The 6482-nt window shown below is 40.8% G+C and carries 5 protein-coding genes; all 5 read right to left on the reverse strand.

All coding sequences use genetic code 11. The features are described 5' to 3' along the window. Window positions 1-172: 172 nt before the first annotated feature. The 5 genes from gyrA to yaaA all read right to left on the reverse strand — a co-directional run bounded on the left by gyrA (window position 173) and on the right by yaaA (window position 6303). Window positions 173-2683: a DNA gyrase subunit A gene (gyrA, locus tag BABA_RS07460; protein ID WP_007084542.1), complete on the reverse strand. Its 2511-nt coding sequence runs from the start codon at window positions 2681-2683 to the stop codon at window positions 173-175. 22 nt (window positions 2684-2705) lie between these two features. Continuing rightward, the gene (gene gyrB, locus BABA_RS07465; protein WP_007084543.1) at window positions 2706-4628 is read right to left on the reverse strand and encodes a DNA topoisomerase (ATP-hydrolyzing) subunit B; all 1923 of its coding nucleotides are present in this window, start codon (window positions 4626-4628) and stop codon (window positions 2706-2708) included. Window positions 4629-4691: 63 nt separating this feature from the next. Then, window positions 4692-4943 (reverse strand): extracellular matrix regulator RemB, encoded by a 252-nt coding sequence (gene remB / locus BABA_RS07470; RefSeq protein ID WP_007084544.1) that lies wholly within the window; start codon window positions 4941-4943, stop codon window positions 4692-4694. A gap of 8 nt (window positions 4944-4951) precedes the next feature. Beyond that, window positions 4952-6070: a DNA replication/repair protein RecF gene (gene recF / locus BABA_RS07475; RefSeq protein WP_007084545.1), complete on the reverse strand. Its 1119-nt coding sequence runs from the start codon at window positions 6068-6070 to the stop codon at window positions 4952-4954. 17 nt (window positions 6071-6087) lie between these two features. After that, window positions 6088-6303 (reverse strand): S4 domain-containing protein YaaA, encoded by a 216-nt coding sequence (gene yaaA, locus BABA_RS07480; RefSeq protein WP_007084546.1) that lies wholly within the window; start codon window positions 6301-6303, stop codon window positions 6088-6090. Window positions 6304-6482 lie beyond the last annotated feature (179 nt).

Below are 6482 nucleotides of genomic sequence, written 5' to 3' on the forward strand. Positions count from 1 at the left end.
GTTTAGTTTTCAAAGAGCAATTTCTAACATCACCCGTAAGCGACTTAATAAATATATCATCTCGACTATTTAAAGTCAACACGTTTTTTGTTTTTCTACTATAATTATCTTAAAAACTTTTAGCTAACCAAATAAAAAGAAGAAGCACACCATGTATGCTTCTCCTTGATCATTATTCCTCGTTCTCAGGAACATCATTATCTGGAGTTGAATCAGTGCTGATTTCTTCTCCTTCGATCGCTTCGTTTTCTTGAGGTTCTTCTTCCTCTTTTTCAACTTTTGCGACGGTTGCGACAAATTCACTATCGTCTTCCTTCATGCTGATAAGTTTGACCCCTTGTGTATTTCGACCCATTTTGGAAATACCCGCGACATCAATTCGAATCAGAACACCACCAGTCGTAATAAGCATAAGATCCTCTTCGCCCGTTACAACTCTCATTGAGACAAGATTCCCGTTTTTCTCAGTAACGTGGCAGGTCTTTATTCCTTTACCACCGCGACCCTGGATACGATATTCAGCGGCAGGTGTACGTTTACCGTAGCCATTTTTCGTTACAATTAGGACGTCACTATCTTCTTCTAATACTTCCATTCCAACAACTTCATCACCAGGATCAAGGGAAATCCCTTTTACTCCTGTTGCTGTTCGTCCCATTGATCGTACATCTGTCTCAGGGAAGTGAATCAACATTCCATTTTTAGTACCAATAATCATGTGCTTGGTACCATCGGTAAGTTGAACAGAGATTAGTTCATCGCCCTCGCGCAAACTTAAAGCAATTAGGCCATTAGTCCGGATATTAGCGAACGACGTTAAGGGTGACCGTTTAGAAATACCCTCTTTTGTTGTAAAGAATAAGGACCAATCATCAACGAATTCTTCGACAGGGATGATCGCGTTGACCCATTCGCCTTTTTCGATCCCAAGAAGGTTAATAATTGGGATACCCTTAGCTGTTCTGCTAAATTCCGGTATTTCATAGCCTTTTGAACGATAAACCTTACCTTTATTCGTAAAGAAGAGAATGGTATCATGTGTCGATGTCGTGATTAAATGCTCTACGAAGTCATCTTCATTTGTTCCCATTCCTTGGATTCCACGGCCGCCGCGTCGTTGTGCCCGATAAGTGGAAACCGGCAGGCGTTTAATATATCCATTATGCGTTAGAGAAATCACAATATTTTCCTGAGGGATTAAATCCTCGTCCTCGATATTCTCAAGTCCACTAGTAACGATTTCGGTACGGCGCTTATCATTAAAGCGTTCCTTAATTTCTAGTAATTCTTCACGGATAATCTCAAGGATCTTTTCCTCATCACCTAAAATTGCCTTTAGTTCCGCAATTAGCTTCATGAGACTTTGAAATTCATCCTCAATTTTCTCTCTTTCTAGTCCTGTTAAACGCTGTAAACGCATATCAAGAATGGCTTGTGCTTGTTTTTCAGATAAGCTAAACTGCGTCATTAAGCCTTCGCGGGCAATATCCGTTGTTTGCGAGCCCCGAATAAGAGTAATAACAGCGTCTAAATTATCAAGGGCAATCCGTAAGCCTTCTAAAATATGGGCACGTGCTTCTGCTTTTCGCAATTCAAACTCTGTTCTCCGGCGAATGACTACTTGTTGATGCTCTAAGTAATGGACTAGACATTGTTTTAGATTCAATACCTTTGGATGTCCATTCACAAGGGCTAATGTGTTGATTCCGAAGCTGCTTTGCAAAGCTGTTTGTTTATATAAATTATTTAAAAGGACATTCGCATTAGCGTCTTTACGAACCTCAATAACAATTCGCATTCCTTTACGATCTGATTCATCTCTAAGGTCTGTGATACCCTCGATTTTTTTATCACGGGCTAATTCAGCAATCTTTTCAACCAATCTTGCTTTATTCACTTGATAAGGCAATTCATTAACAATGATTACTTCCTTACCATTTGATTTTTGTTCAATTACAACTTTTGCACGAAGAGTAATCGATCCCCTGCCTGTTTCATATGCTTTGCGAATTCCACTACGGCCAAGGATTAATCCTCCTGTAGGAAAGTCTGGTCCGGGGATAATTTCCATTAACTCTGGAATTGTAATCTCAGGGTCACGTGAAATAGCTAAAACCCCATCAATGACCTCTCCTAACTGGTGTGGCGGGATATTTGTTGCCATCCCCACTGCAATCCCGGTTGTCCCGTTCACTAACAGATTGGGGAACCGTGCAGGCAGAACGACAGGTTCTCTTTCTTCACCATCATAGTTGTCTTGGTAATCAATCGTATCTTTGTTTAAATCCCTTAATAATTCCATTGAGATTTTTGACATTCTCGATTCTGTATAACGCATGGCCGCTGCAGAGTCACCATCTACTGATCCAAAGTTTCCATGACCATCTACAAGCATGTAACGGTAATTAAAATCCTGAGCCATGCGAACCATTGTTTCATAAACAGCCGAATCACCATGCGGGTGATATTTACCAATTACATCCCCAACGATACGGGCAGATTTTTTATATGGTTTGTCTGCATGAATTCCGAGGTCATGCATGGCATATAAAATACGGCGATGAACAGGTTTTAGCCCATCACGGACGTCTGGCAGGGCCCTAGAAACGATAACACTCATTGCATAGTCAAGGAAGGATGAACGCATCTCCTGACTGATATTAATCTCTTTTATTCCAGACATAAATAGTGCCTCCTTCCCAGGTTTATATATCTAAATTCTTAACGTATTGTGCATTTTCCTCAATAAAGTTACGGCGTGGTTCTACCTTTTCACCCATTAGCATATCAAAGGTTTCATCTGCCTCGATGGCATCCTCAAGACTAACCTGAAGCATACTTCTTCCTTCTGGATTCATCGTTGTATCCCATAATTGTTCAGGATTCATCTCACCTAAACCTTTATACCGTTGGATATTAGGTTTAGGCGTAGCTGGCAGCTCTGCAAATATCCGTTCCAATTCTTTGTCATTATAGGCGTACTCAATTCGTTTACCTTGCTGAACTTTATAGAGTGGCGGCTGGGCAATATAAACATAACCAGCTTCGATAAGTTTCCTCATAAAACGGTAAAAGAACGTTAAAAGGAGCGTCCGGATATGAGCGCCATCAACATCAGCGTCTGTCATGATCACGACTTTATGATACCGTGCCTTAGCAATATCAAAATCTTCCCCAATCCCTGTTCCAATCGCCGTAATCATCGCCCTTACTTCAAGGTTAGATAGAATTCTATCTAGACGCGCCTTTTCCACATTAAGAATTTTCCCACGAAGCGGCAGGATGGCTTGGAAGTGACGATCACGTCCTTGCTTTGCCGATCCGCCAGCGGAATCTCCCTCAACGATAAACATTTCACTTTCCGCAGGATCCTTTGAAGAACAATCTGCCAATTTCCCTGGTAAACTTGAAACCTCTAACGCGCTTTTCCGGCGGGTCAATTCCCTAGCTTTCTTAGCAGCAAGTCTTGCGCGTGCGGCCATTAAGCCCTTTTCAACAATTTTCTTGGCAACTGTCGGATTTTCTAACATGAATTTATCAAATGTACTGGCAAAAACGGTATCCGTAATCGCTCTGACTTCAGAGTTGCCTAGTTTCGTCTTTGTCTGCCCCTCGAATTGCGGGTCGGGGTGTTTAATGGAGACAATTGCCGTGATTCCTTCACGAACATCTTCCCCGGATAAATTAGTATCATTTTCTTTAATCAGACCATTTTTCCGAGCATAATCGTTAATGACCCTCGTCAAAGCTGTTTTAAAGCCTGATTCGTGTGTACCGCCTTCATAGGTGTGGATATTATTTGCGAAAGAGTAAATGTTATCTGTATAGCCCTCGTTATATTGAAGGGCTACTTCAACACTAATACCGTCCTTTTCACCCTCCATGTAAATCGGTTCATCATGAATCACTTCTTTTGTTCGGTTTAAATGCTCTACATAGGATTTAATACCGCCCTCATAGTGGTATTCGTTTCGTTTATTTTCAACCCGCTTATCTTCAATCGTGATTTTGAGACCGCGGTTAAGAAAGGCCAGCTCACGTATACGTGTAGCGAGAATGTCATATTCATATTCCAATGTTTCAGTGAAAATTTCGCTATCCGGTTTAAAGTGTGTAATCGTACCCGTATGGTCAGTCGTTCCAATTACCGCTAACTCTTTAACAACAGCGCCCCGTTCAAATTTAATATAATGGATCTTTCCATCGCGGTGGACGTAAACCTCAAGCTCTGTTGAGAGGGCATTCACAACTGAAGCACCTACGCCATGAAGTCCGCCCGAGACCTTATAGCCTCCGCCGCCAAATTTCCCGCCGGCATGAAGAACCGTCATGATTACTTCTACAGCTGGTCTGCCCATCTTTTCTTGAATATCAACTGGAATTCCCCGGCCGTTATCTTTAACTGTGATACTGTTATCTTCCTCAATGATGACATTGATTTCGTCACAATGGCCTGCGAGTGCCTCATCGATACTGTTATCAACAATCTCCCAAACAAGATGATGGAGCCCTTTCCCGCTTGTCGAGCCAATATACATACCTGGTCGTTTTCGAACTGCCTCAAGTCCTTCAAGAACCTGAATTTGATCCGCACCGTATGATTCTTCCACAACTGCCTTTTGTTCCATAGTCATCCATGTTCACCTGCACCTTCTGAAAAAAATAGCTCAATATTTTGGTTGTAAAAAGTACTATATAAATTCGTGTATATTCGTTTGGTTTGAACGTTTTTTTAATGTTCCAGAAGCAATAGGGGATAAGTAAATTTTGTCATATGTAATAATGACTGATTTAAAGGGGTTTTTGGACAAGTTAATTAATCTTTCTTTATGGTGCGATAGGAACTCATCAATCAATGGAGAATGATTCGCACTCTCTTTGTCTAGTATTGAAATAATATCCTTCGCCCTAATGTTAAGATCTTCCCCGATGTGAATATACATGGTTCACCTCAATTAACTGGCTTCATCTGACCGGATTCGACAAAAAACGTCGCTGCTTCCTTTAGGGTTTGATGGTCAATCCCCTCTACACTTGTGGTAGTCACAAACGTTTGAACTTTCCCTTGAATGGTATTAAGTAAATGGGATTGCCGGTAATCATCCAATTCCGATAAAACGTCATCAAGAAGTAAAATGGGATACTCGCCAATTTCATTATAAATTAATTCAATTTCAGCAAGCTTGACAGAGAGGGCGGTTGTACGCTGCTGTCCCTGTGACCCAAAGGTTTGAACATCCCTGCCATTGACAAAAAACAATAAGTCATCACGATGGGGGCCGAACATGGTTGTGCCGCGTTCAATTTCCCTCGTTCTGACCTTGGCAAACTTTTCTTCAAAGCTTGCTATCATCTTCGACAAATCTTGTTCTTCTAATACCTCTACTGATGGTTTATAGGTGATTTCAAGGGTTTCTAGACCCCTCGATATCCCTTGATGAATCGGCATTGCCCATTTCTCAAGCAACTTAAGGAATTCAAAACGTCTTTTGACAATCTTCACGGCCATCTGAATAAACTGCTCCGTTAAAATCTCAAGCATCGTTTGATCTGATTGCTTTTTTATCTGCAGCATTTTTAAATAATGATTACGCTGTTGAAGTATTTTCTGATATTGACTCATATCATGTAAATAAATGGACGACACCTGCCCAATTTCCATATCGATAAACCGTCTGCGTACCTGCGGGCTTCCCTTTACAATGTTAAGATCCTCCGGGGCAAACATGACCACATTCATATTTCCAACATATTGACTCAATCTTTGCTGCTCAATATGATTACATTTTGCCTTTTTTCCCTTTTTTGAAATGATTAATTCCAATGGCAAGGAGCCATGCTGTTTTTGAACCCTACCCTCTATTTTAGCATACTCATGATCCCAGCGTATAAGTTCTTTATCATTTGAAGTTCGATGTGATTTTGCCATGGCCAAAACGTAAATGGATTCCATCACATTTGTTTTCCCTTGGGCGTTTTCACCTAAGATGACATTCACTTTATTTTCAAATTGGACGAATAGCTCTTCGTAATTCCGATAATTTTTTAACGATAACTTTTCAATATACATAGCAACATATCCTTTAGCTAGGCGGTTATCACAAATTCCCCAAAGCCAGTAATTTGGACTTTATCGCCGGCACGAAGTTTTCTTCCTCTTCTTTGATCCTGCTCACCATTAATAAAAATGTCATGTTCGCTTAAAAACCATTTGGCCATGCCGCCTGTTTGAATCACCTCAGCCAGTTTTAAAAATTGACCTAATGTAATAAATTCAGTGTTTAGCTTTACTTTTTCAGGCACAATTGTCACCCTCATTTCTAAAAATGGTCCCAATACTTTATTTTACTAAAAAAATCATCAAGTTACAAAGGAAACTAGAAAGAATTCTTTATCGCAAGAAAAGCGCAAGCGCCCTGGTCAGCGGCGTATGGCCTGGAGTGATCCAACTGAGATAAAGGAAACACGAAGAGCCGGAGGCG

Origin of the sequence: Neobacillus bataviensis LMG 21833 (genome assembly GCF_000307875.1) — a bacterium.
In the GTDB taxonomy this organism is placed as follows: Bacteria; Bacillota; Bacilli; order Bacillales; family Cytobacillaceae; genus Neobacillus; species Neobacillus bataviensis.

What these genes read in the sequence shown, in the direction of transcription:
- gyrB (WP_007084543.1), bottom strand. Translation starts at nt 4,628, where the DNA reads ATGGAACAAAAGGCAGTTGTGGAAGAATCATACGGTGCGGATCAAATT.
- recF (WP_007084545.1), bottom strand. Translation starts at nt 6,070, where the DNA reads ATGTATATTGAAAAGTTATCGTTAAAAAATTATCGGAATTACGAAGAG.
- remB (WP_007084544.1), bottom strand. Translation starts at nt 4,943, where the DNA reads ATGTATATTCACATCGGGGAAGATCTTAACATTAGGGCGAAGGATATT.
- gyrA (WP_007084542.1), bottom strand. Translation starts at nt 2,683, where the DNA reads ATGTCTGGAATAAAAGAGATTAATATCAGTCAGGAGATGCGTTCATCC.